Annotated in this window: 16 protein-coding genes and 2 pseudogenes; 7 read left to right on the forward strand and 11 right to left on the reverse strand. The window is 57.4% G+C overall.

Annotated features, from left to right (window positions below; genetic code table 11):
• Nucleotides 1-137 precede the first annotated feature (137 nt).
• Nucleotides 138-980 (forward strand): helix-turn-helix transcriptional regulator, encoded by an 843-nt coding sequence (locus tag DH08_RS31945; RefSeq protein WP_246801130.1) that lies wholly within the window; start codon nucleotides 138-140, stop codon nucleotides 978-980.
• Nucleotides 981-1,616: 636 nt separating this feature from the next.
• Nucleotides 1,617-2,627, forward strand: coding sequence for a GlxA family transcriptional regulator (locus DH08_RS31950; RefSeq protein WP_192183213.1), 1,011 nt, complete (start codon nucleotides 1,617-1,619; stop codon nucleotides 2,625-2,627).
• A gap of 110 nt (nucleotides 2,628-2,737) precedes the next feature.
• On the opposite strand, the pseudogene DH08_RS31955 reads toward DH08_RS31950, so the two are convergent.
• Nucleotides 2,738-3,180: pseudogene (locus tag DH08_RS31955) on the reverse strand (IS6 family transposase); the annotation flags it as partial.
• Nucleotides 3,181-3,508: 328 nt separating this feature from the next.
• Nucleotides 3,509-4,921 (reverse strand): helix-turn-helix domain-containing protein, encoded by a 1,413-nt coding sequence (locus tag DH08_RS31960; RefSeq protein WP_192183214.1) that lies wholly within the window; start codon nucleotides 4,919-4,921, stop codon nucleotides 3,509-3,511.
• Nucleotides 4,922-5,142: 221 nt separating this feature from the next.
• Between DH08_RS31960 and DH08_RS31965 the strand changes: the two genes are divergently transcribed.
• Genes DH08_RS31965 through scpA form a run of 3 tightly spaced genes read left to right on the forward strand, consistent with a single transcriptional unit; the run spans nucleotide 5,143 to nucleotide 10,828 of the window.
• Nucleotides 5,143-6,675 (forward strand): acyl-CoA carboxylase subunit beta, encoded by a 1,533-nt coding sequence (locus DH08_RS31965; protein WP_192183228.1) that lies wholly within the window; start codon nucleotides 5,143-5,145, stop codon nucleotides 6,673-6,675.
• Between the two features lie 11 nt (nucleotides 6,676-6,686).
• The gene (locus DH08_RS31970) at nucleotides 6,687-8,690 is read left to right on the forward strand and encodes an acetyl-CoA carboxylase biotin carboxylase subunit (protein ID WP_192183215.1); all 2,004 of its coding nucleotides are present in this window, start codon (nucleotides 6,687-6,689) and stop codon (nucleotides 8,688-8,690) included.
• Complete coding sequence (gene scpA, locus DH08_RS31975; RefSeq protein WP_192183229.1) at nucleotides 8,687-10,828, forward strand: methylmalonyl-CoA mutase; 2,142 nt, start codon at nucleotides 8,687-8,689, stop codon at nucleotides 10,826-10,828. The genes DH08_RS31970 and scpA overlap by 4 nt, the downstream gene beginning before the upstream one ends.
• 298 nt (nucleotides 10,829-11,126) lie before the next feature.
• On the opposite strand, the gene DH08_RS31980 is transcribed toward scpA, so the two are convergent.
• The 8 genes from DH08_RS31980 to DH08_RS32015 form a co-directional block, all read right to left on the reverse strand.
• Entirely contained in the window at nucleotides 11,127-12,155 is a 1,029-nt protein-coding gene (locus DH08_RS31980) for a threonine/serine dehydratase (RefSeq protein WP_192183216.1), read from the reverse strand.
• Nucleotides 12,156-12,481: 326 nt separating this feature from the next.
• Nucleotides 12,482-13,288 (reverse strand): ABC transporter permease, encoded by an 807-nt coding sequence (locus DH08_RS31985; RefSeq protein ID WP_192183217.1) that lies wholly within the window; start codon nucleotides 13,286-13,288, stop codon nucleotides 12,482-12,484.
• Complete coding sequence (locus DH08_RS31990) at nucleotides 13,285-14,514, reverse strand: ABC transporter permease (RefSeq protein ID WP_192183218.1); 1,230 nt, start codon at nucleotides 14,512-14,514, stop codon at nucleotides 13,285-13,287. Before DH08_RS31990 ends, DH08_RS31985 begins: the two co-directional genes overlap by 4 nt.
• Nucleotides 14,515-14,587: 73 nt before the next feature.
• Complete coding sequence (locus DH08_RS31995; RefSeq protein ID WP_192183219.1) at nucleotides 14,588-15,649, reverse strand: polyamine ABC transporter substrate-binding protein; 1,062 nt, start codon at nucleotides 15,647-15,649, stop codon at nucleotides 14,588-14,590.
• 47 nt (nucleotides 15,650-15,696) lie between these two features.
• Entirely contained in the window at nucleotides 15,697-16,776 is a 1,080-nt protein-coding gene (locus DH08_RS32000; protein WP_192183220.1) for an ABC transporter ATP-binding protein, read from the reverse strand.
• Nucleotides 16,777-16,788: 12 nt separating this feature from the next.
• Nucleotides 16,789-18,252 carry an aldehyde dehydrogenase family protein gene (locus DH08_RS32005; RefSeq protein WP_345892478.1) on the reverse strand — a complete coding sequence of 488 codons (1,464 nt, stop codon included), beginning with the start codon at nucleotides 18,250-18,252 and terminating at the stop codon, nucleotides 16,789-16,791.
• 129 nt (nucleotides 18,253-18,381) lie between these two features.
• Nucleotides 18,382-19,284, reverse strand: coding sequence for a LysR family transcriptional regulator (locus DH08_RS32010; protein ID WP_192183221.1), 903 nt, complete (start codon nucleotides 19,282-19,284; stop codon nucleotides 18,382-18,384).
• A 90-nt stretch (nucleotides 19,285-19,374) separates the two neighbouring features.
• A complete protein-coding gene (locus DH08_RS32015) occupies nucleotides 19,375-20,202 on the reverse strand; it encodes an aspartate dehydrogenase domain-containing protein (RefSeq protein WP_246801131.1) in 828 nt (275 codons plus the stop codon).
• A 125-nt stretch (nucleotides 20,203-20,327) separates the two neighbouring features.
• Here DH08_RS32015 and DH08_RS32020 point away from each other — a divergent pair, with 125 nt between their 5' ends.
• Together DH08_RS32020 and DH08_RS37550 are read left to right on the forward strand one after the other, a co-directional pair.
• Nucleotides 20,328-20,711 carry a RidA family protein gene (locus tag DH08_RS32020; protein WP_192183223.1) on the forward strand — a complete coding sequence of 128 codons (384 nt, stop codon included), beginning with the start codon at nucleotides 20,328-20,330 and terminating at the stop codon, nucleotides 20,709-20,711.
• Between the two features lie 337 nt (nucleotides 20,712-21,048).
• Nucleotides 21,049-21,172 (forward strand): annotated as a pseudogene (locus DH08_RS37550) (IS3 family transposase); the annotation flags it as partial.
• A 244-nt stretch (nucleotides 21,173-21,416) separates the two neighbouring features.
• Here DH08_RS37550 and DH08_RS32025 read toward each other — a convergent pair.
• Nucleotides 21,417-22,202: a GGDEF domain-containing protein gene (locus DH08_RS32025; protein ID WP_192183224.1), complete on the reverse strand. Its 786-nt coding sequence runs from the start codon at nucleotides 22,200-22,202 to the stop codon at nucleotides 21,417-21,419.
• Between the last annotated feature and the right edge of the window lie 926 nt (nucleotides 22,203-23,128).

Consider the following 23,128-nt stretch of genomic DNA (forward strand, 5'->3'; position numbering starts at 1 on the left):
AAGGCAGGTTCACTTTGCCTGAAGGTCTTTCGCCCACACGGGTAACGCTTTGGCCCATGCTTGCATAAGCGTTTCAGCTGGGCCATATTCCAAAAGTGATACATCGCGGTGCGTGAGCTCCGCTTCATGAGTGGGCCTTGCTTGCGCTGAATAACTTACCCGACGTATCGGCAATCGCCTCGGTCATGGGACAGATCGGGAAGCCTTCGCTGCCGGCGGCGCTCGATGATATGCTCGCCCGCATTGCTCCGTTCGATTTGTCGGCGATTTTTGGTTTTCCCTTCGATGCCAGACCACTGCTGCTCTACGATGGCTATCGTCAGGGTGCAGCGCCATCGGCGTTGGAAGCCTACCTCAACGGCGCCTACCTGCTGGACCCGTTCTACACGGCCTGTGTCCAGGGCTGGGAACCGGGCCTATGGCGTATGCGCGACTTGGCGCCCGACCGCTTCTTCGATTCGGAGTTTTACGGCTCAACAGAGATCCATCCTTGCATTTCCATGCAGGCGGGTTCCCTTGTTGAGGAGATCGGCTTCCTCGTCCCGCTGGAAGGCGGGTTCAACGCCGTTTACTCGCTGATGCGTCTGCGGGGCGCCCCGTTTTCCGTGACGGAGAAGACTGGCCTGCAAGCGCTTGAGCCGGTCGTGCGCGAGAGCATCCGTAGCCAGTGGCGGGATGCTCGGGCGACCATGCGCCCACCAAGTCTGAATGATTTGATGGAGAAGGCCTTTACGACGTTCTGCCAAGACCGGCTGACATATCAACAGCGCAGAATCGTGCAGCTCATCCTGCGCGGCCACAGCAACTGCTCGATCGGGTCGATCATTTCCGTGACCGAAGGCACGGTCAAACTGCACCGCCAGAACATCTACAAAAGGCTTAATATTTCCAGTCAAAGCGAGCTTTTTGCCCTGTTCATCCAGACACTTCTGCCGGAGCTCGCGATTACGTCCGCCCGCAATGGCCAGCCGAACCATTAGGGTCGCCCGCCCACCAGCCGCGAGACGCGGGCGCAACAAATCCACTTCAATCCAATTGGGCTAAAGGAGCAGGCTTCTATGATCGGAGCGCTCAGTCCGCCTCCAGCCTCAAGACCTGCTTCGCGCGTAAGGTATCCATTAGTCCCAAATAGTCCCCAACCTCGCGTTGAGCGGCTTCTAGCATTGGACGACCTTCGGACTGGGCACAGAAGAGGGATGATTTTCGTCCAAACGGACCCCTTTGACGCCGGGGTTTTCAAAGTCCCTCCGGTTTGATCCGAGGCATTTGTGTTTTGGATGTTGATTATGGAGACAATTGCAAAGATACGCCGGCGGTCGCGTGAAGCCGAGCTTTGGGCAGTGCAGCGTTGCCTAAATAGCATCACCGATGGGGGCTCTATCCATTAGCGCAGGATAGAGCAGCCCAATACTATGTCGAAGCCGCTATGTGGGTGTCGTGGCGGACGGCATTCAGCCACATACATATTGCCGCCACTAGCTCGCGGAACGAGCAAGCGGGGCTTATGCGTGTGCGAAGCCGATGAAAAGCGCTGGCGACTTTAATTTGAAATGTATGGGCCTATGCGAGGGCTCCCGCGGGAGCCTATATAATCGATCGTCACGGGGACGTTTTGGATGGCAAAGACGTTCGCATTTCTCCTCGTTCGCGACTTTACGCTGTCGCCGCTTTCCCTGTTCATCGATACGCTGCGTCTGGCCGGAGACGAAGGCGATCGAAGTCGTCGGGTAGAGTTCGACTGGCAGATACTCGGAGAAAGGGGCTTGCCTATACGCTCAAGCTGCGGGATCGAGTTGCTCCCGACGAGAGCTATCGGGGATCCTGAAGACTTCGACAATATCGTCATCGTTGGAGGCCTCTTGGACCCCCAACAGAACCTCAGTCAGGAAAAGGAAGCATTCCTGCTGCGCGCCGCAGAGCGCGGGGTGCATATCACGGCGCTTTGTACCGGGAGCTTTGTTCTGGCGCGCTACGGATTGCTGAATGGCTACGATGCTTGCGTCAGCTGGTTTCATATTAAGGATTTCAGGCAGTCGTTTCCCGATGTGCGGGCGCAAGCAGACGGCCTGTATTGCGTAGACCGCAAGCGATCGACATGCGCTGGAGGCACGGGTGCGGCGGATCTGGCTGGATACTTTGTTTTGAAATCAATCGGACCGAGGGCCGCGGAGAAAGCCGCGAAAATTCTGGTAATGGATCGAATTCGCAACAGCTACGACGTGCAACCGATTGGCGACCTTTTTCCAGAAGCGTCAAGCCGCGCAGTCAAGCGAGCGCTCTTGCTGATGGAGAGCAGCCTACAGGAGACAATAACAGTTTCTGATATCGCCGCGAAATTGAACGTCTCGAGGCGTCAACTCGAACGACTTTTTGCGATTGAATTGGAAGTGAGCCCAATGGCCGCCTATCTCGCGGTCCGGCTTCAATACGCAAAGTCGCTTCTTGAAGCTACCGACCTCCAGATCGGTGAAATTGGTTTCAGGTGCGGCTTTGGCAATGCCGGACATTTCAGCCGGGTCTTCCGCCAACATATCGGGGTTACGCCGACAGACCTCAGAAACCAGTATGCAGCTCCTAAAGATCGGTCTCGCGAACCCGGTACTCCCGCGTCAGGCCAGCGCCAGTAAACAGAACGGCGTGCCCCATATTCTTCTTGGAGTTCATATTTTTTCGTCGCTGCAATGCTTCGGTTCCAAGGGATCAACATGACCCGCTTAGGCGCGTCGGCACCGAGAGCAATCCTGCAAGCGGTGTCACAGGAAATGATAGCCTCCTGGTTGGTCTGGCTACCGTCGATAACTAGGCGGTCTGGCCGCCACCGCGCGCGGGTGCCTTTGTGAAGAACCGCTTGGCCGACAACAGGTAACGCTGCTTGCTGAACCAGAATTCGACGGTGTACCGACACTGTCAATGGCGCGGCAAAGCTACGTCCACTGACCGGGGACTTTGATGTAGGTCTCGTCGATATACCGTCTGCCGGTCACTCCGCCAGGGTCGGTTGAAACGCTCCAGCAATGGCGATGCGTAACGGGCGATCCAGCGATGAACGGTCGTGCGGTCGACAGCAATGCCCCGCTCGGTCATCATCTCCTGCAGATCACACAAGCTCAGATTGTAGGCCAGGTACCAGCGCGCACAAAGCAATCGCTGACGGATCGAACTGGCGGACCTAGAACATATACTCCTCCGAAAATGTCAGAGGCTCTCCTACCACAATGTCGATATGCAAATTGCTGCAACACAACCCGACCAACAAGCCCGACCGTACCGTCGAGCGCCGTCAAAGCCGGCATTCTCGACTTCGTGTACGGCACACCTTTGACGGATAGAGCTGATCGGTCTCACGCGACACGCCCAGGGCAGTCATCCCGCCCACGCACGCCATCTTTGCTTGGTCGAAAGCCACAAAAGACGGGTCGAACACCCGTCACAAACTCAGAATCGAACGCCGAAATAGCCTAGATGTGGAAACGGCATGAGACAAGTGGCACCCCTCCGGCCACCTCACCTAGCAAATCGCGTACGGTAATTCACTGCGGCGGTTGTGATCGACTGTAATCGTGCTCTTAAGTGGTGGGACGGCTCGTTGAATGCAATCAATCCGCTCACAAACGCGGCATGAAACGCCGATGGGGTCAAATGCCAAGCTGTTTGTGAAATCCAGCCGATCCGCATAAACGAAATCGCCCGCATGGGAAATCTCGCATCCGAGCGCGATCGCGTAGCGTCGATTGGGTGAGCCAAACCCGCCGTCCGCCTTGCTGACTTCGGTCGCGATGCTGAGATAATGCACACCGTCGGGTGTCTCCGCCAATTGGCAGATGATGCGACCCGGCGTTTCGAAAGCCTGGTGCGCGTTCCACAAAGGACAAGCTGCACCGTAGCGTGCGAACTGCAACTTTGCGGCGCTATGGCGCTTCGTGATGTTGCCGGCGCGATCGATACGCGCGAAGAAGACGGCAACGCCCTTCATCCGAGGCCTTTGCAACGTCGAAAGGCGATGCGCCACCTGCTCAAGGCTGGCGCCGAATCGCACTGCGAGCAGGTGCAGGTCGTGCCGAAGTTCTTTTGCCGTGGCCAGGAAGGGACGGTATGGCAACATAAGCGCGCCGGCAAAATAATTCTGGAGGCCGATCCTGCAAATCTCTGCTGCTTCGGAGGTACGGAAGCGCGCTCGCTCGATGATGGCGTCGATTTCCGCCCGGTGCTCCAAGGCGCCGATCTGGAATGCCATCTGAAAACTGCGCGTCGACGCAGGTGAGTAAGAGTTCAAATACAGCACGCGCGCTGACGCGTCGAAGCGCCTGATCACCCGCTCGCCATTGCCAGCGCGCGCAACGCGAACGTGATGATGCTGTTCCAGGTGATCTGCCAACGCCGTACCGACATCTCGATCCGACACGCCCAAGGCTTTCGCCAGATGCTCGGCCGCCCGGTCAAGCTCATCGATGTAGTTGTCAACAAAATGAAAAAAATCCCGCACTTCCTCGTAGGGTGCCGGTTCTGCAAAAGCATTGGTTCGGATCAGTTGGTCGTCGAAGCTGGCAAGCTGCTCGCTATTTCGGCGATAAGCCTGATGGCAGGCAATCAGCGCGTGAGCGAAGGACGGTGCGTTGTGCGCAATGAGCTTCAGCTCCTGAAAGCCGAGGGAAACACCACCGAATACAGGATCGGCAAGTGTCTCGCTCAGTACAGAGAGCAGCCGGTCGGCGTCGCTGCCGCCAATTGAAGCGATATCGACGTTGAACTTCTCGGCCAGCGCAAGAAGCACTGCGGCCGAAACCGGTCGCTGGTTGTTTTCGATCTGGTTCAGATAGCTGGTCGATATCCCCAGCCGCTCGCCAAATGCCGCCTGGGTGGCCTTGCTGGCCTCCCGCAGTTCGCGCACGCGTCGCCCAATGAAAAGCTTGCCGTTTGCCATTTGCAAATTCGCATATTTCTATTTGCAATTTCATACATTTTGCAATCGCACCCGGTCAAGCCTTTCCCGTCCATTGCCGGCGAACTAATGCGGAGCGTAATTCCAGTGGAGGCGCTCATGCGATTGTCCAGCCAAGCAACCCCGAGTTCGAGGCAAAGCCGGCTCACCGCATTGCGATTCCAGACGGCCTGGAAGATGCTCGAGCAAACGGCTGGGCGCTGATGCGAGCTGTTCTCGAACAACTAGAAGTCCGTCGTGCTCAAGCTCGCATGGGTGGCGGACAGAAGCGCGTCGACGCTCAACACGCAAAAGGCAAGCTGACCGCCCGAGAGCGCCTCGTGGTGCTTCTCGATGAAGGCTCCTTCGAAGAATACGACATGTACGTCACGCATCGTGCGACGGACTTCGGCATGGATGCCCAGAAGGTTGCCGGGGATGGCGTGGTCACAGGCTGGGGTACGATCAACGGCAGGCTCGTTTATGTGTTCTCACAGGACTTCACGGTGCTGGGCGGATCACTGTCCGAGACACACGCTCAGAAGATCTGCAAGATCATGGACATGGCGGTGCGTAACGGGGCGCCGGTGATCGGCCTCAACGATTCTGGCGGCGCGCGCATCCAAGAGGGTGTCGCCTCACTTGCTGGCTATGCCGACGTCTTCAAGCGCAACGTCGATGCTTCTGGCGTCATTCCGCAGATTTCGGTGATCATGGGCCCGTGCGCCGGCGGCGCGGTCTATTCCCCGGCCATGACCGATTTCATCTTCATGGTTCGGGATTCCTCCTACATGTTTGTGACCGGCCCCGATGTGGTCAAGACGGTCACAAACGAGATCGTGACCGCGGAGGAACTCGGCGGTGCGGCAACGCACACGCAAAGATCCTCTGTCGCGGACGGGGCTTTCGAAAACGACATCGAGGCTTTGGAAGAGGTCCGGCGCCTCTTTGATTTCCTGCCGCTGAACAATCGGGAAAAGCCGCCCGTGCGGCCGTTTTATGACGATCCCGAGCGGATCGAGTTGCGCCTCGACACGCTCGTGCCGGAGAGTGCGAACAAGCCGTACGACATGAAGGAACTGATCCTCGCTGTTGCCGACGAAGGCGACTTCTTCGAGCTTCAGGCCGCCTTCGCCCGCAACATCATCACCGGTTTTCTGCGCATCGAGGGCAGAACGGTAGGGGTGGTGGCCAACCAGCCCATGGTGCTGGCCGGATGCCTCGACATTGATTCCTCCCGCAAAGCGGCGCGTTTTGTTCGCTTCTGCAACGCCTTCGACATCCCGATCATGACGCTCGTCGACGTGCCAGGCTTCCTGCCGGGCACCGCCCAGGAATATGGCGGCGTCATCAAGCACGGCGCCAAACTGCTGTTTGCCTATTCCCAGGCGACCGTGCCGATGGTCACATTGATCACGCGCAAGGCTTACGGCGGTGCTTACGACGTGATGGCGTCGAAACATATCGGCGCCGACATCAACTACGCCTGGCCGACCGCCGAAATCGCGGTGATGGGCGCAAAGGGCGCTGCCGAGATCCTCTACCGGTCTGAACTCGGCGATCCAGAGAGGCTCGCCGCTCGCACCAGGGAATACGAACAGCGCTTCGCCAACCCCTTCATTGCCGCCGAGCGCGGCTTCATCGACGAAGTGATCATGCCCCATTCCTCACGCAAGCGGATCGCTCGTGCCTTTGCCGCTCTACGCGGAAAAAGCGTCGAGACGCGTTGGAAGAAGCACGACACGATCCCGCTTTGAGTGCGCAAAAAATGTTCAAGAAGATCCTGATTGCCAATCGTGGCGAGATCGCCTGCCGGGTGATCAAAACGGCGCACAGGCTCGGCATTGCCACCGTTGCCGTGTACTCCGACGCTGACCGCGACGCCCTGCACGTCCGGCAAGCCGATGAAGCGGTCCATATCGGTCCCGCCGCCTCGGCCCAGTCCTATCTTCGCATTGCAAACATCCTGGATGCCGTCTCTGCCACGGGCGCTGATGCAGTTCATCCGGGTTATGGTTTCCTGTCTGAGAATTCGAATTTCGCCGACGCGCTGAAAGCCAAGGGCATCGCCTTCATCGGGCCCTCGCCCGTCGCAATCGAGGCGATGGGCGACAAGATCACGTCGAAGAAGATCGCGGCATCCGCCGGTGTCTCGACCGTGCCCGGCCACATGGCCCTGATCGAGGATGCAGAGGAAGCGTTGCGCATCGCCGCAGAGATCGGCTTTCCTGTCATGATCAAGGCATCCGCCGGCGGTGGCGGCAAGGGCATGCGCATTGCCTGGAACGAGGTCGAGGCGCGCGAAGGATATCACTCCTCGCGAAACGAGGCGAAGAACGCCTTTGGCGACGACCGTATCTTCATCGAGAAATTCGTCACCGAGCCACGTCACATCGAAATCCAGGTGCTCGGCGATCAGCACGGCAATATCGTCTACCTCGGTGAGCGGGAATGCTCGATCCAGCGCCGCAACCAGAAGATCATCGAGGAGGCTCCATCACCGTTCCTCGACGAAGCGACCCGGCATGCGATGGGAAAGCAGGCCGTCGCTCTTGCCAGGGCGGTCGGCTACCACTCGGCAGGTACCGTTGAATTCATTGTCGATCGTGACCGCAACTTCTACTTCCTCGAAATGAATACGCGGCTTCAGGTCGAACATCCGGTCACCGAACTTGTAACCGGCATCGATCTGGTCGAGGAAATGATCCGCATCGCCGCCGGCGAAAAGCTGCGCTTTGACCAAGAGAACGTGAGACTGAATGGCTGGGCTATCGAAAGCCGGCTCTACGCTGAAGACCCGTATCGCAATTTCTTGCCCTCGATCGGTCGTCTGACGCGCTACTGGCCGCCCGCCGAAGGTGCGCGTGCGGACGGCTCACTCATCCGCAACGATACCGGTGTGGTCGAGGGCTCGGAAATCTCGATGCACTATGATCCCATGATCGCCAAGCTCTGCGCCTGGGCACCCGATCGGCTGGGCGCAATCAACGCCATGGCCGCGGCGCTGGATGATTTCGAAGTGGAAGGCATCGGCCATAACCTGCCATTCCTCTCTGCTGTCATGGACCATCCCCGGTTTCGCGAGGGGCGGCTGAGCACAGCCTTTATCGCCGAGGAGTTTCCAGACGGCTTCGCAGGTGTATCTCCAACCGATGCGGATGAGCGCAAGCTCGCGGCGGTTGCGGCACATATCAACTGGAAACTCCAGCACCGCAATGTCCTGATCTCCGGGGCGATGGATAATCATCGTCGCAAAGTCCCTGGCGATTGGATGGTCGCGCTTGGCAACCATGCCTTTGCGGTGGCCGTGTGCGATCAGAAAGACGGAACCGTGGTGTCATTCGATGACGGCTCGGTCCTGGCCGTCGCAGGCAACTGGCAGCCGGGACGGCACTTGGCGCACTTTCAAATTGGCGCCGAGAGCACGTCGATCAAAACGTCGCGGTCAGGAACTGGCTACCGACTGCGCTGGCGAGGCATGGATGTTGTTGCCCATGTACGCAGCCCACCTGTCGCCGAGCTCGCGCGATTGATGCCGAAGAAGCAGCCGCCGGACACTTCAAAGCTGCTGCTTTGCCCGATGCCCGGTGTGATCACCGCGATTGTCGTTTCCGAAGGAGAGCCGGTCGAGGCTGGCCAGATTCTTGCAACGGTGGAAGCGATGAAAATGGAGAACGTGCTGCGCGCCGAACGGCGGGCTGTTGTCAAACGGATCGCCGCCAAGGCGGGCGCAAGCCTCGCCGTCGACGAACCCATTCTGGAGTTCGAATGATGGCCGATCCCAAACTCGCAGACTGGCGCGCTGTTGCCGAACGGGAACTGAAGGCATCGCCCGACACCCTCGTCTGGCGCACGCCCGAGGACATCGACGTCAAGCCGCTTTACACGGCAGACGATTTGGATGGGATCAACCACCTCGCCACGCTGCCCGGGCTGAAACCTTTCGTCCGCGGGGCCCGCGCGACGATGTATGCCGGCAGGCCGTGGACAATCCGGCAATATGCCGGCTTCTCGACCGCGGAGGAGTCGAACGCCTTTTTCCGCAAGGCGCTCGCCGCCGGCCAGCAGGGCGTCTCAGTTGCCTTCGATCTCGCCACCCATCGCGGCTATGACAGCGACCATCCACGTGTCGTCGGCGATGTCGGCAAGGCGGGTGTGGCAATCGATTCCGTCGAGGACATGAAGGTCCTGTTCGATAGCATACCGCTCAAGGACATGTCCGTCTCCATGACCATGAACGGTGCTGTCATCCCGATCCTCGCTTGCTTCATCGTTGCCGGTGAGGAGCAGGGCTGCTCGCACGCCGAGCTTTCCGGGACCATCCAGAACGACATCCTGAAGGAGTTCATGGTCCGCAACACCTACATCTACCCGCCCGAACCCTCGATGCGGATCGTCGCCGACATCATCGAGTACACCACAAAGGAGATGCCGAAGTTCAACTCTATCTCCATCTCCGGCTATCACATGCAGGAGGCGGGCGCGACGCTGGTGCAGGAGCTCGCCTTCACACTGGCCGACGGGCGGGAATATGTTCGTGCCGCGTTGAAGAAAGGTCTCGATGTCGACGATTTTGCCGGACGGCTCTCGTTCTTCTTCGCCATCGGGATGAATTTTTTCATGGAGGCCGCCAAGTTGCGGGCAGCGCGACTTCTGTGGTCGCGTATTATGGAAGAGTTCCAACCGAAGAAGCCTTCATCGCTGATGCTACGCACGCACTGCCAGACATCGGGCGTGTCGCTGCAGGAGCAGGACCCTTACAACAACATCGTGCGCACCGCTTATGAGGCGCTCGCCGCAGTGCTCGGCGGCACGCAGTCACTCCACACCAACTCCTTTGATGAGGCGATCGCGCTGCCGACTGAGTTTTCGGCGCGCATTGCGCGCAACACTCAACTGATCCTCCAGCACGAGGCCGGCGTGACCAAGGTCGTCGATCCGCTGGCCGGCTCTTACTACGTCGAAAGCCTGACGAACGAGTTGGCGCAGAAGGCGTGGGCGCTCATCGAGGAAATCGAGGCCATCGGCGGCATGACCAAGGCCGTCATCGAAGGTTTGCCAAAACGCCTGATCGAGACGGCGGCCACCCGCCGCCAGGCGATGATCGATCGCGGCGACGAAGTGATCGTCGGCGTCAACAAGTACCGGCTCGAGACCGAGGCCCCGATCGAGGTTCTTGAGATAGACAATGCGGCGGTGCGCGAGACACAGATCCGCCGTATCGAACTGACCAAGCGTCAACGCTATCCCAAGCGCGTCGACGCAGCCCTTGCCGCGCTTGGTGAGACCGCAGCCAGCGGCAAGGGCAACATTCTCGAAGCAGCCGTCGAAGCGGCGCGCGCTCGCGCCACGGTGGGGGAGATTTCCGATGTCTTGCGCCGCGCTTTCGGCGATCATGTGGCCGTTCCCGAGGTGATTACTGAAGTTTACGGAGCCGCCTTCCGGGACGAACCGGAATACAGGACGTTGGTTTCTCGCATCGGGGACATCGCCGTGTCACTCGGCAGACGGCCAAAGTTGATGGTGGCCAAGCTCGGTCAGGATGGCCACGACCGCGGCGCCAAAGTGATCGCATCGGCGTTCGGCGATCTCGGCTTCGATGTGGTCGCCGGGCCGCTTTTCCAGACACCGCAAGAAGCAGCAAGCATGGCCGTGGCCTCTGGGGTCCACGTCGTCGGCGCATCCTCGCTCGCGGCCGGACACAAGGCGCTCCTGCCGCAGCTCGTCGAGGCGCTGAAGGCAAGAGGCGCCGAAAACATCATCGTCGTGTGCGGTGGCGTAGTACCGGGCCAGGATTATCAATTCCTGATGGATCATGGGGTCGCCGCCGTATTCGGCCCTGGAACGCATATCTTGGATGCAGCGCGTACGGTTATTGACCTGCTTGAGGGCAGGCGCCGTAATCGATGAACGCCCTCGACAATTCGGCGAAGCGCCTATGCTCGGAAATTGGGTTCCAAAGCCAAGCTGGCTGTGGCCGGTGCTCCTTCAGCCCGTCGACGCCGCTGCTCAAGAACCGGTCTGCTACTTGCTGTTCACTGCCTTTTTTGCCGATTGAACTACATCCAGCGGCCTCGGACTTTCTTCCTCGCCAGCTATGGAACTCTGCAATCGGCTCTTGGCTATCGCTCACTGGAGGAATTTGAGACGGGTCGCCTACTTTTGTGTTCCTGTTGTATTAGCCGAAGGGGTCACTCAATAGCGGAGATCAAAGGAGACTTTTCAACGTCTTTGCACTGATGCGGGAACCGCAAATGACGAGAACAACTGTCTTGCCCTCGAAGCGTGCAGAACCTCGTTCTGCGGCTTCGAGCAGGGCAGCGATGGCAAGTCCTGCTGACCCTTCCAGAAGATGGTTGTCGTTCTCGATGTAAAGCCGCATCGCTGCCTTCGTGGCCTCCTCCGAAAGGAGATGCCATTCGTCAACGAGCTGAGTAACCAATGGAAGGGTGATGGCATCCTCTTCCATGCCCCCAGCGCATCCGTCAGCAATCGTTGGATCAGCATCAAAAACGACAACCTTGCCAGCCTTGATTGATGCATACATCGCATGATCGGCTTGTGGGGAGCACGCGCAGACTCGAACTGTCTGCCCAATTCCCTTCAGGTATCCAGCAATGCCGCTGAGCAGTCCGCCGCCCCCGACCGAAAGGAATAACTCGTCGACCTGACCGATCTGCTCCAGCAACTCCTTGCCGATCGTCCCCTGGCCGCCAATGATCGCCGGATCGTTGTAAGGAGAAGCGAATGTCAGCCCGCGCTCGTCAGCGAAAGCATGGGCGTAGATTTCGGTTTGTCCGGCGTCGTTCGAGTGAAAGCGAACCTCTGCACCGAGGCCGCGGACTGCGTCTACCTTAACGGACGAGGCGTTCTCGGGCATGAAGATCAGGCTTTTTGCTCCGAATGCATTTGCTGCATACGCAACAGCAGCGCCATGGTTTCCTGTAGAAGCAGCGACAATCCCCCTAGCACGCTCGGCGTCTGACAACGAGGCGATCTTGTTCATCGCCCCGCGGCCCTTGAAGGAACCAGAAACTTGAAGCTGTTCAAGCTTGAAGAAAACGTTCGCCCCAGCCCGGCTGCTGAAGTAGTTGGACCGCTGTAGAGGGGTGCGGTGAATATGGCCGGCGGTCCGAGTATGTGCAGTTTCCACGAGATCGGGGATGTCACTTACCGCAATAGAATGAGCTTTAGTCACCGTTTGGTCCTTTCTGGAAAAGTTCGTGCTGGGCACCATGTCAGAGTGACCTCGCGTAAAAGAAGTCCAGTTTTTAAGAAAGTGGTATCATCGGCTCCTTGAGATGGATGCCACTTTGAGCGTGCAGTTCTCTGTCGTGGATCGGAAGGAATAGTGGTGCGTTTTGAGGGGCTGGTGCGGGTGTTGTCTTTTCTTGGCGACTGGAGCAGACTGCTGTTACAGCAATTGCACCAATCGGTGACGGTTTGAACCCTGGCGGAACACACGGGTCGCAGCGCGCCCACCCGAGTCTAGACTTAATATTTCTAGCCAAAGCAAGCTTTTTGTTCTGTCCATCAGGAAACTTCTGCCGGAACTCGCAGTTGTTATCGCTGGACCCCCGTGTCCCTCCTGAATGCCATGAATATACCCAGAATTATATACCCCGCTATCAGCAGCGTAGCGGCGGCGATAATGGTAGGGCTGAGTTGCTCGCGGATGCCGCTGAACATTTGCCGGGGCAGTGTCCGCTGATCGGGTGCGCCGAGAAAAAGGACGACAATGACCTCATCCCACGAGGTAAAGAAGGCAAACAGCGCGCCAGAGACAATACCCGGGGCAATGATCGGGAACGTGACTTTCCGAAACACCGTGATAGGTCCTGCCCCCAAGCTTGCGGCAGCTCGCTCCAGATTCCGGTCGAACCTGTTTAAAACCGCCATAACCGTCAGGACGACAAACGGGCATGACAACGCCGTATGGGCCAATATTATCCCGGTATACGAATTTGCGAGGCCGACGGCTTGCATGCTGAAGTACATCGCCACCGCCGTGATGACAACCGGGACAATCATCGGACAAATCACGATCGCCATGACGAGCGAGCGGAAAGGCACCCTGTGAAAGGCGAGGCCAAAAGCGGCCAGCGTTCCTAATAGTGTTGCCAAGACCGTTGATGCCGATCCGACAATCAGGCTATTAAAAAAAGCGTTTCGCCACTGCTCGGATCCAAAAAGATCCTGATACCATCTCAGCGACCAACCTGGGAGCGGATAAGTAAACCAGGGATCTGCGCTGAACGACAGCGGCACGATTGCCACCACCGGAAGAACCAGAAACAGCAACACCAGAGCGCAGACGGTCAGGAACGCTAACCGTGCTCCAACAGTGGACGCGGGGCGAAACCGTATCATCTTGGCACCAGGCTTACGCGTTCGGCGCCGATCAGCCGCACAAAGGCACCGTAGATTACGATGGTCGCAACCAGCAGGATTATTCCCAAGGCTGACGCCAATCCCCAATTCAGCTCTCTATTTGTATAGAGCGCCACGTAGTAGCTGACCATCTGGTCCGTCGACCCTCCGACCAGGGCGGGAATGATGTAATGTCCCAGCGACAGGATAAACGTGATCAATCCGCCCGCGGCAACGCCAGGCATACTGAGGGGAAGATAGATCCGCAGGAACGTCACAATAGGCCCCGCGCCAAGCGATCGTGCAGCCCTGACATAGTTCGGTGAAATCGTGGTCATAACAGCAAAAATCGGCAGTATAATGAAGGGAAGCTGGATGTGCACCATCGACAGAATCGTGGCGGTCCGCGTATGAAGCAGCTGCGCCGGCTCCGATATAATCCCGATCAGACTGAGAGCGTCGTTGACCAGACCATGCGTTTGCAAGAGCACGAGCCATGCGATTGCTCTCACAAGGATTGACGTGGCCAGAGGAATTACGACGAACATCATCACGACGCGGCGACGCACGCCGCTTGATGCCGCCAAAAGGTAAGCAACCGGGTAGCCTAACAGGATCGAAATCAAGGTGACCGTCCCGGCAATGGCGAAAGTTCGCAAGAACACCCACTGAAATAGCTTTTCAGACGGACCGAGCGGCGTGATCTTTCCATCGGCGCCATATTCGAGATCTGCCGCCTTTACGAAATGGGTCGGCGTCAGAGAGGCGCTGGCCCGTTTGAGTGCGAACCAGACGTCCGCTTCGCGCCACCGCGAGTCAATGGCGGCCAATGCGTCCGCGGCATTGCTGAGTTCCGTATCAGGCAGAGCGCGCGAGGTCTTCATTACCAATGTGCGAAGGCCGTCGGACTGCTGATTGAGGGCTCTGGCCAACGCGCCAACACTTCGGTCGGCTGTCGCCTGCCGAAGGTCCTGGGTCAATCCCCTGAAGGCCTTGGCGGGTGGCGGGCCGACTCCATTCCAGCTTTTCAGGCCTTCAGCTGTGCGCGGCAGCAGCGCGGCCGTCTCCGAATTGTCAAAGGCGCGGATTATCATTGAGCCAATCGGCACAACGAAAACAACAAGTAGGAACAGGAACGCCGGCAATACCAGCAACACCCCGCGACCGCTCTCGCGCCGCTTCTGGCGTCGAAACTGCTTGCCGATCTGGTCATCGACGATTTCCAACTCTGTGCTCCTATGAGATAGCGAGAGCGCGGAGGTATCCTTGTAGATACCTCCGTCCCTGCAGGGCCATCTGTCAGTTCGACAACCAGGTGTCAAAACGCTTCCGCACAGCATCATTGTTGTCGGCCCAAAATTGAGCGTCCGTCTTCAGGACACGCTTGGAATTCTGGGGAGCGGTCGGCAGGTTCTCGAGCGCGGCTGGATCGACCTTGTCCTTGGCCGCTGCCACCGCCGGGGCATAGGAGGTGTATTTGGTCTGTTCTGCCTGGTTCTCAGGCTGGGACGCAAATTTGATGAATTCGTATGCCGTCTCGAGGTTAGGCGCTCCTTTCGGGATAGCCCAGATATCCCAATCCTGGACCTGGCCGTCCCAAACGATTTTAAGATTTGCGCCCTCGTCCTTGTTAGCGCTGTAGATTCTTCCGTTCCAGGCGGTGGACATCACAACTTCGGCGGATGCGAGCAATTGAGGAGGCTGTCCGCCTGCTTCCCACCAAACGATGTCGTTCTTGATGGAATCAAGCTTAGCGAAGGCGCGATCAAGTCCCTCCTTGGTGCCCAACATTTTGTAGACCTGATCCACCGGAACACCATCTGCCATGAGGGCGAACTCCAAATTCGCCACCGGCCGGCGCCACATGCCACGCTTACCGGGGTATTTTTTCAGATCGAAGAAATCATTGATGGTTGTGGGCCCATCCTTGAGTTTATTGGCGTTATAGGCAACGACGGTCGCCAGAATGACGCTTGGAACCCCGCATTCGAAGGCTATCCCGCCTTCAAAGATCTGTTTGCCCTGAAGCTTTGAGTAGTCGATCTTCTCCAGAACGCCGTCATCGCATCCTTGCTGCATACTATAGGAATCGACGTCGACAACGTCCCAGGTTACCTGATTGGACTGGACCATCGCGCTGATCTTGGAGATTTCACCCGTCCACTCATCCTCGGTGACCTTCGTGTTGGTCGCGCGGGCAAACGGCTCAAAATAGGCCTTCCGTTGACTCGTCTGGTAGCTGCCGCCGTATGAAACGGCGGTCAGTTCCTTCGCCGAAGCCGACAAGGCGACGCTGGGCAAGCAAAACACCAAGCCTAAGACGGCGAGATGCCTTATTGCCTCTTTGATTGTTTTTTCCATCCCTGTTCCCTTTCTGGATTAGCAACACTCTGTTATTTTACTGCACTTTACTTTTGGGAAAAAATGATGCACTTCTCCTTCCTTATTCGAACCACAACATCATCGTCTTGTTGCAGCCCTAATTCGGCACTGCTTCTGCCGACGAACTTGATTCCACTTGCGGTTTCGAGGCTGAGCTGAACGTGGTCTCCGTGAAAAATGCGGTCGATGACCTTGGCACCGATGCAATTGTCGTCACCCGCATTGCCGTCGAAACTGATGTTTTCGGGTCTTATCGAGACGAGAACCTGGTCGCCTCCTGCTTCGTCGGCGAGGAAATGGCGACCTTTGAGAACGCCGTCAGGCGTTTCGACAATCGCGCAACCGTCTTCGGTCCCACGCAGGATGGCGGGGAATTGATTGCTCTCGCCCACGAAGCGCGCAACAAAACCATTGCGGGGGTTCTCGTATATGTCGGTTGGGGTCGCGAGTTGCTGTACGGCCCCTTCATGGAAGACTGCGATGCGATCGGACATGGTCAACGCCTCGGACTGATCATGGGTCACGTAGACGAAGGTCGTGCCTAAAGCGGCGTGCAAGGAGCGGATTTCCAACTGCATCACCTCCCGCAACCTGCGGTCGAGGGCACCCAGAGGCTCGTCCATGAGCACCAGTGAGGGGTTGAAAACCAGAGCTCGCGCCAAGGCCACGCGTTGCTGTTGTCCCCCTGAAAGTTGCGAAGGTTTGCGTTCGGCAAACCCGGTCAATTGAACTTTCACCAGGGCCGCCGAGACCCGTTCCTGTATCTCGGGTTTGGAAACCCGGCGCACCTGTAATGGGAATGCCACGTTTTCCGCTATCGTCATGTGCGGAAAAAGCGCGTAATTCTGGAAAACTATCCCTATGTTTCGTCGCGAGGGCGGCAGGTCATTGATAACTTTGCCGCCCATTTGAATGAGGCCCGTCGTGGGATGCTCGAAACCTGCAATAAGCATCAGTGTGGTTGTCTTACCCGATCCTGACGGGCCGAGAAGGGTCAGGAATTCACCCTTCTTCAGCTCAAGGTTGAGATTCCTGACAACAAACGTCTTTCCATCATACGTTTTGCTTACGTTTTTAAAGCTGACGACTGAATCGGGACTAAACATCTGGCAATGGCCCTAAGAATAGTTGAGGACCAGATGCTTGATCGCGGTCATTTCTTCCATGGCATAGCGTGTTCCCTCCCGACCCAGACCCGACTGCTTCCAACCTCCAAACGGCATATTGTCAATGCGGAAGATAGGAACGTCATTCACGATCAAGCCGCCAACATCCCACTCTTCGATCGACTGGAACGCACGTCGAAGGTTGTTTGTGAATAGCCCGCCCTGCAGGCCATAGTTTCCGGATGCTGCCCGATTGAGCGCGTCGTCGAAGTTGTCGAACGGGTTGACTGTCATGACGGGTCCGAACACTTCCTCGCACTCCACCTTCATTGAAGGGGTCGTATTGCTGAGCAATGTCGGTTGAACTAAAGTTCCGCTGCGGGTTCCTCCGCAAAGCAGTTTTGCGCCGGTAGAGAGCGCCTCTTCCGTCCAGGCGGAGATCCTTTTCGCTGCTTCCTCATTGATGACCGGCCCCACATCCACACCTTCGACAAGCGGATCGCCCACGTTGAAGGATTTCACTTTTGCAATCAGTTTCTCGCAGAAGACGTCATAGATCTCGCGGGCGACCAGGATCCGTTGAACACCGATGCAATACTGACCGGCGTAGACGAGACCTCCGCGCGCGCATCGAGCAACGGCAAGGTCGACGTCGGCGTCGTCACAAACAATGACGGCTCCGTTCCCTCCGAGCTCAAGAGCCACCTTCTTTCGTCCGGAGATTGACTTGATGTGCCAGCCAACCTTGGCTGAACCGGTGAAGGTGACCATAGCGAAACGGTCGTCTCGAACCATCTTCTCAGCCAAGGCGACCGAGCAATGTACAACCTGCAGGGCCCCTTGCGGTAACCCGGCTTCCTCGAACACCTGCAGGAGCAAGGCCGAGGTCAGCGGCGTTTGCGGCGCCGGCTTGAGAACGACGCTATTTCCCACCGCGATGGCTGGCGCGACCTTGTGAAGGACGAGATTGAGCGGAAAATTGAACGGCGCAATCGCAAGGATCGGTCCAATTGGAAATCGCCGTGCGATGCCGACACGTTGTCTGCTTGCCTTTAATTCCTGCAGTTGCGCCTTTTCGATCTCAATTCGATGTCCATCGGTTCCTGTGACTTGATATTCATGGACGCCGCCATCGACATCGAGGGGTACCTCTTCACCCACGAACCGGCGAGCTTCCGCCGCCGCATTGGTTAAATTGAAGATGGCTCTCGAAACTTCGCCGCGCGCGTCAAACAATGGCTTTCCAGCCTCGCTTGCTATGGTTGACGCGAATTCGGCGCGGCGCCTCTTTATAATTTGGGCAGCGCGATCAAGGATGTCGGCTCTGACAAAGCGTGGTAACGCCTTCATCACGCCGAAGGCCTCGATCGAGGCCACAGTGGCTGCCTCAACGTCTTTTTCGTCAGCGATTGGCATCAGGCCGACCGGAGAGCCATCGAACGGTGACCAGATTGTTTCGGAATTGATATTGTTCACGAGGTGTCCTTGATTTAGCTACCAGGAGGCTGTCGATCACCCGACGATGTCAGAACCGCGATGGGCTGGCGTGCTCAATTAGGCGAACCTAGTGATGCCGAAATTAGAACACGACGCCGGAGCAGCGGCTTACTTTATGATGACGTCGGCAATCATCGCCTTGATGCATTTCAACATCTCGCCGGCAGCGCGGGTCAACGGCCGGCCGCGGGCTGTCAAAACGCAGATCTCCGCCTTGTTCAACGGCGGCTCGACCAGTTCGACGGCCACAAGCGTACCGGCCTCGATTTCCAGCCGCATTGCCTCGGGTGGTAGGACAGTCACAAGATCACTCTCTTCGACAGCCCGCTTGAGGAGCTGAAGCGAATTGGCTTCAATTGTAGGATTGAGATCGATCGACTGACGCACCGCTTCCCTCTCGATCAAGACCCGTATTCCGAAGCTGCGGTCGGGGAGAGCGTAAGGGTGGCGGAGCAGCTCGGCGATCGACATTCTTTGACGCCCGGCAAAAGGATGATCAGGCCGCATGACCGCTCGCAATGGCTGGGGCCACCGCATTCGCAGCAGGATCTCACTCTTTTGCGCCGGATTGAGGGTCACCCCGATGTCCACGTTGCTGTGGATTAGAGCTTCGGTCACTTCGTGAGCCCCAACGATATGAACGGCAATTCTGATTCCAGGGAACCGGGTTCGGAACGCTTGTATCGCCTGTGGCAATATGCGCCCTATGGTCGCTTCTACGGCGACAATCGAAACCTTCCCGAGGCGAAGCGCCCCAACATCGTCGATTTCCTTGAGGAACCGCTCTTCATCGAGCAATGCACGCGTTGCATATTCAAACAGAAGCCGACCCTGCTCGGTTGGTGAGACGCCTTTGGTCGTCCGGACTATGAGTGGCGTGCCAAGTGTATGCTCGAGCAAGGCTATTCGTCGGCTGATGGCGCTCGGAGCGATGTGTATCCGGTCAGCCGCCAGCCTGATTGACTTGGCATTGATGACCTCGGTAAAGCACCTAAGTGACTGATCGAGCATTTCAGAGTGTATATATGGGAATGTTCTGGCGAACCAGCGGCCGGCGAATTCACTTTCAAAGCCGTCTGATGCTGTCGCCCATTGGTCAAATCAGCCAAACCGGATTGGGGCGAGCAGGTTTTTGATCGCCGCCACGATGCTTGCGCTGGTAACGTAAGAGGTTTTTGGGTTGTCATCCATCGGGCGATTTTCAATCCTGATGTGCATGTTGCCTGCTGGACCCGTGACGGTGATTTCATGGGTGTTCAGGGTGAGTTGCGGGTCGGCGACCAACCTGGCCAGCGGCACATCAAGCGTACCGGATGACAGCGCGAGCGCGACCGCGACATTGGCGTTGTTTTTATGGGTCTGGCCTGCCTCGATCGCATCGCCGGCGAAGATCTCGAAGGGACTAATCTGCGTTCCCGCCTCAATGCCCATGGCTTTTAACTCGTTGGACCAAGCGGCGATGGGCTTGCTGCTCTTGTAGTCGATCCTCGTGCCTGGGATGAGCGCAACCGCGGAGATATAATCCAGCGCCCCTATCGCACCCGATGGGATGACGAGCTTCGCAGAATGCAAACTTGCCAAAAGCGAAAGACGCTCGAAAAGATCCCGCTGCGCCAACGCCCCTACCGACGCTGTGATCAGCGATATGCCATTGGCCAGAATAGCGGGAGCATATGCTTCGAGCGCCCCATGGCCTGCAGCCTCGACCACGATGTCAGGGCCAAAGGCGACGAGATCATCCAAGGTCGAAAGCGCTTCTAGCCGCCTAATGTCTTTCAGTTTTTGAGGAGTCCTGGTCAATGCGGCGTATGCTGTGTCTGCGGGAAGCGCATGGTGGGCGATGTCAATCACAGCCCGGCCTATCGACCCGTAGCCGATTATCGCTATCCTCGGCGGCTTCACATCAAAGTTCCCCGGCGACACTGTCATGCGTATTAGATCTGCATGGTTGGGGTTGGTGTTACAATTTCGGCAACACTGAAGTGCTGAATTCCCGGTTCACATTTCATTGGAGCCAGATAGCATGCCGAAGTTCAAGAGAGCTCGGAAGCAGCATGACAAGATTTGTTACAACACCGGATGCCCCCGATGGTCCGTTCTCGCATGCAGCGGTCGTAGGACCTTGGGTGTTCGTTTCCGGCATGGGGGGCATGGATCCTCGGACAAGGGAAGTTGTCTCCGACGATATAGTCGAGCAAACAAAGCAGTCCCTTGCAAACGTCATGGCCATACTGAAGGCGTGCGACTGTCGCCCTGATGATATCGTCAAAGTCGTTGTCTACCTGACAGACATGGCAGACTATGACCGCGTCAACGCGGTGTATCTGAATGCCTTAGCGCCCCACAAACCTGCCAGGACCTGCGTTGCTGTCTCATCGTTGCCAGCGCGCGAGAGGATGAAACTTGATGTTACTGCTTTTTCAGCCAAGTCGAGTTAGGCGCTGTTATTGAGTTCTTTCGGCCGCATCTTGTCCGCTTCGCCTGACGAGCGACGCTAGGAGCGTGATTGCAATGTATGCCGCCCTACAAGCAACACGCAAGGGTGGCTCGAAGGTCCGGAGCTCTAACTCGCGTCATGTCCAGTTAACCCAGCTTGATTGACGCTGCTGGTCAGAGACTCCTGACGAGGACTATGAGGCCCAATAGATCATCTTCCGTCCAGTCGTCCGTGATATCGACCATCTTTTTGTCCACTGCAGGTAGATGGAAGTGGGGCAAGCGTCGCTCGTCTCTACGCAAGCTCGGCCTAGTGTACCCACTACGCAACCTTGCAACGAGTGCAGGCGCTTCGGCTATGGGCGGCTGTTCATTCGGCTCAGGCGCGAGGGCGAGGCATCGAGTATCAGCCGCGTCTACCGGCTATACGGGACAAAGACTGGCTGTGCGCAAGCGACGCTCATAGGCCGTTAGGCCAGTCCCGATTCATAGCCGAAACTTTGGAGTTAGGCGCAAGCAAGAATGAGAAAATTGCAAGGCCCGGTTTGATCGGCGGCTGTATCTCCTCACGTACCGTCCAGCGTGAGGTTCCATGTCTTTATGGTAGAGAACCCGGAGCGAACATCGCAATGGCCACTGCCGCGCCTAAGGAACTATCCCAGACCGCCGAGTGCTTTTTCCATCAGTCTGTCTCCAAGCGGGATGCGCTACGGTGCCACAACTCGCAACCTGGCTGCTTCATAGTCGAACGAAACGCGGTTCCGCCCACGTTGTTTCGCTTCAAGAAGGCATCGTGCGGCAGTGCGAAGGACATCCTGAGTATCTGCATCGTGCGGGATTTCCGCACCACCGATGCTGACCGTCACTTTCACGCCGTCTTGTTGCCCTTTCCCCCACGGAATCCCCTCGATATAACGGCGGATGTTCTCCGCAATGGTATTTGCCTGCCCTTTAGGGACGTCGCGCAACAACACCCCAAACTCTTCCCCGCCAAGGCGACCGATCGAGTCCCCCGGGCGCGTCGTATAGACGAGCGCCTTCGCAATCCGGACCAGAGCCTCGTCACCCTTGGCGTGTCCGTGCTTATCATTGATTGAAGAGAAGTGATCAGGATCGATAAGGAGAAGGGTGTCGCACTCGCCTTCATCGCGGCTTCTGTCCATCCTTGCCATGAATTCACCGCGACTAAGGAGTCCCGTCATGGGGTCATGACTGGTGACGAAGGTGAGCCTGCCATGCGTCTCTTTCAGGGCTGCATGGGACTTCTCCAACTTGTCACACGTTTCCTGGATCGTTTCCGCCTGGGTGAAGATGAAGGCGCTGACCGGCATCCCAATGAGAATGGGAATGAATGTACATTCCAGCCAACTCAGCCAGTCGATCGGCATCTGCAAGGCGATTCTTGCCGTAAACGACAGACCGAAGGTGGCGACGATTGCAATTATCGTCACGACTAGGGATTTGGCCAGAATACGCTTGGTGCGCGGTGTCATATTGTTTCTTTGTTTCTTTAGGCATTGGCGTTATTTCTTTAGACATTGGCGCTGAACAAGCCGTTACCAAGTCCATTAAGATTATTCGGGACGCGAAGGGCAAGGAAGCAAAAATGCCGCCGTCCGAGGGCGAGACGGCGAGCAAGTTGCCGACAGAGGGGCGAATTTTAGCAAATGTTAAAATTCGAGTTTTTCAACTCGGCCGACGTTAGTTTTCAGATGCTACCCATGCTGCATGGATGGTGAGCAATATGCGTGGCCCAGGTTGGATCAGAGATATACGGCAGGCTGAAGCTCAGCAGATGCGGGATCGAATCGCTTGGCTTGAATGCGAACTGATCAATGCGGCAGCGTCGAAAGGCAAATCCAAGTTGCAAAACGTTGGTCACGAGCTTCGGTCGCAGAAGGCTCGTCTAGCACGCCTCGAACAATGCATAGCGTGGATGCCGAAGCGACTCGCCTAAAGGCAAGAGCTACAGCCCAAGGCGACGAGAAGGTGATCGCCTGGGCGAATGGGCTGTGGACGACGCCGCTGGCGGACGGTTCGTGGAGCGAGGTCAAGGCCTCGCCCTTTTAGGCGGAAAGCTGGCCGTCGGCCTTCACCGCGGCAGGTCCACCGGTCCGAGGGACGCACGACTTTTAGGGAGAAGTCCTATGCAAAAGCCACACGTGCGGAGTAGATGTCTAACCGGCCGGACAGGCCAAGAGCCTCTAAGGAACCGACATTGTCGCTGCTCCCGCCTTTGATCCGCCACCTCAAATCTCCTGACCGAGGCTGGGGACCGGTCAATCAATAATTGCCGCGGACAAAGCCTAGCAAAGGTCACAATGCGATGGGGCAACTTCCTCAGCCCTGTTTGGACTTCCGGACAGCCGCTGCAAGCATCGCCTGACCGACACCCCGGTCGCCTTGGGCGTTCAGCTTT

The organism is Mesorhizobium amorphae (assembly GCF_014843845.1).
GTDB lineage: Bacteria > Pseudomonadota > Alphaproteobacteria > Rhizobiales > Rhizobiaceae > Mesorhizobium > Mesorhizobium amorphae_A.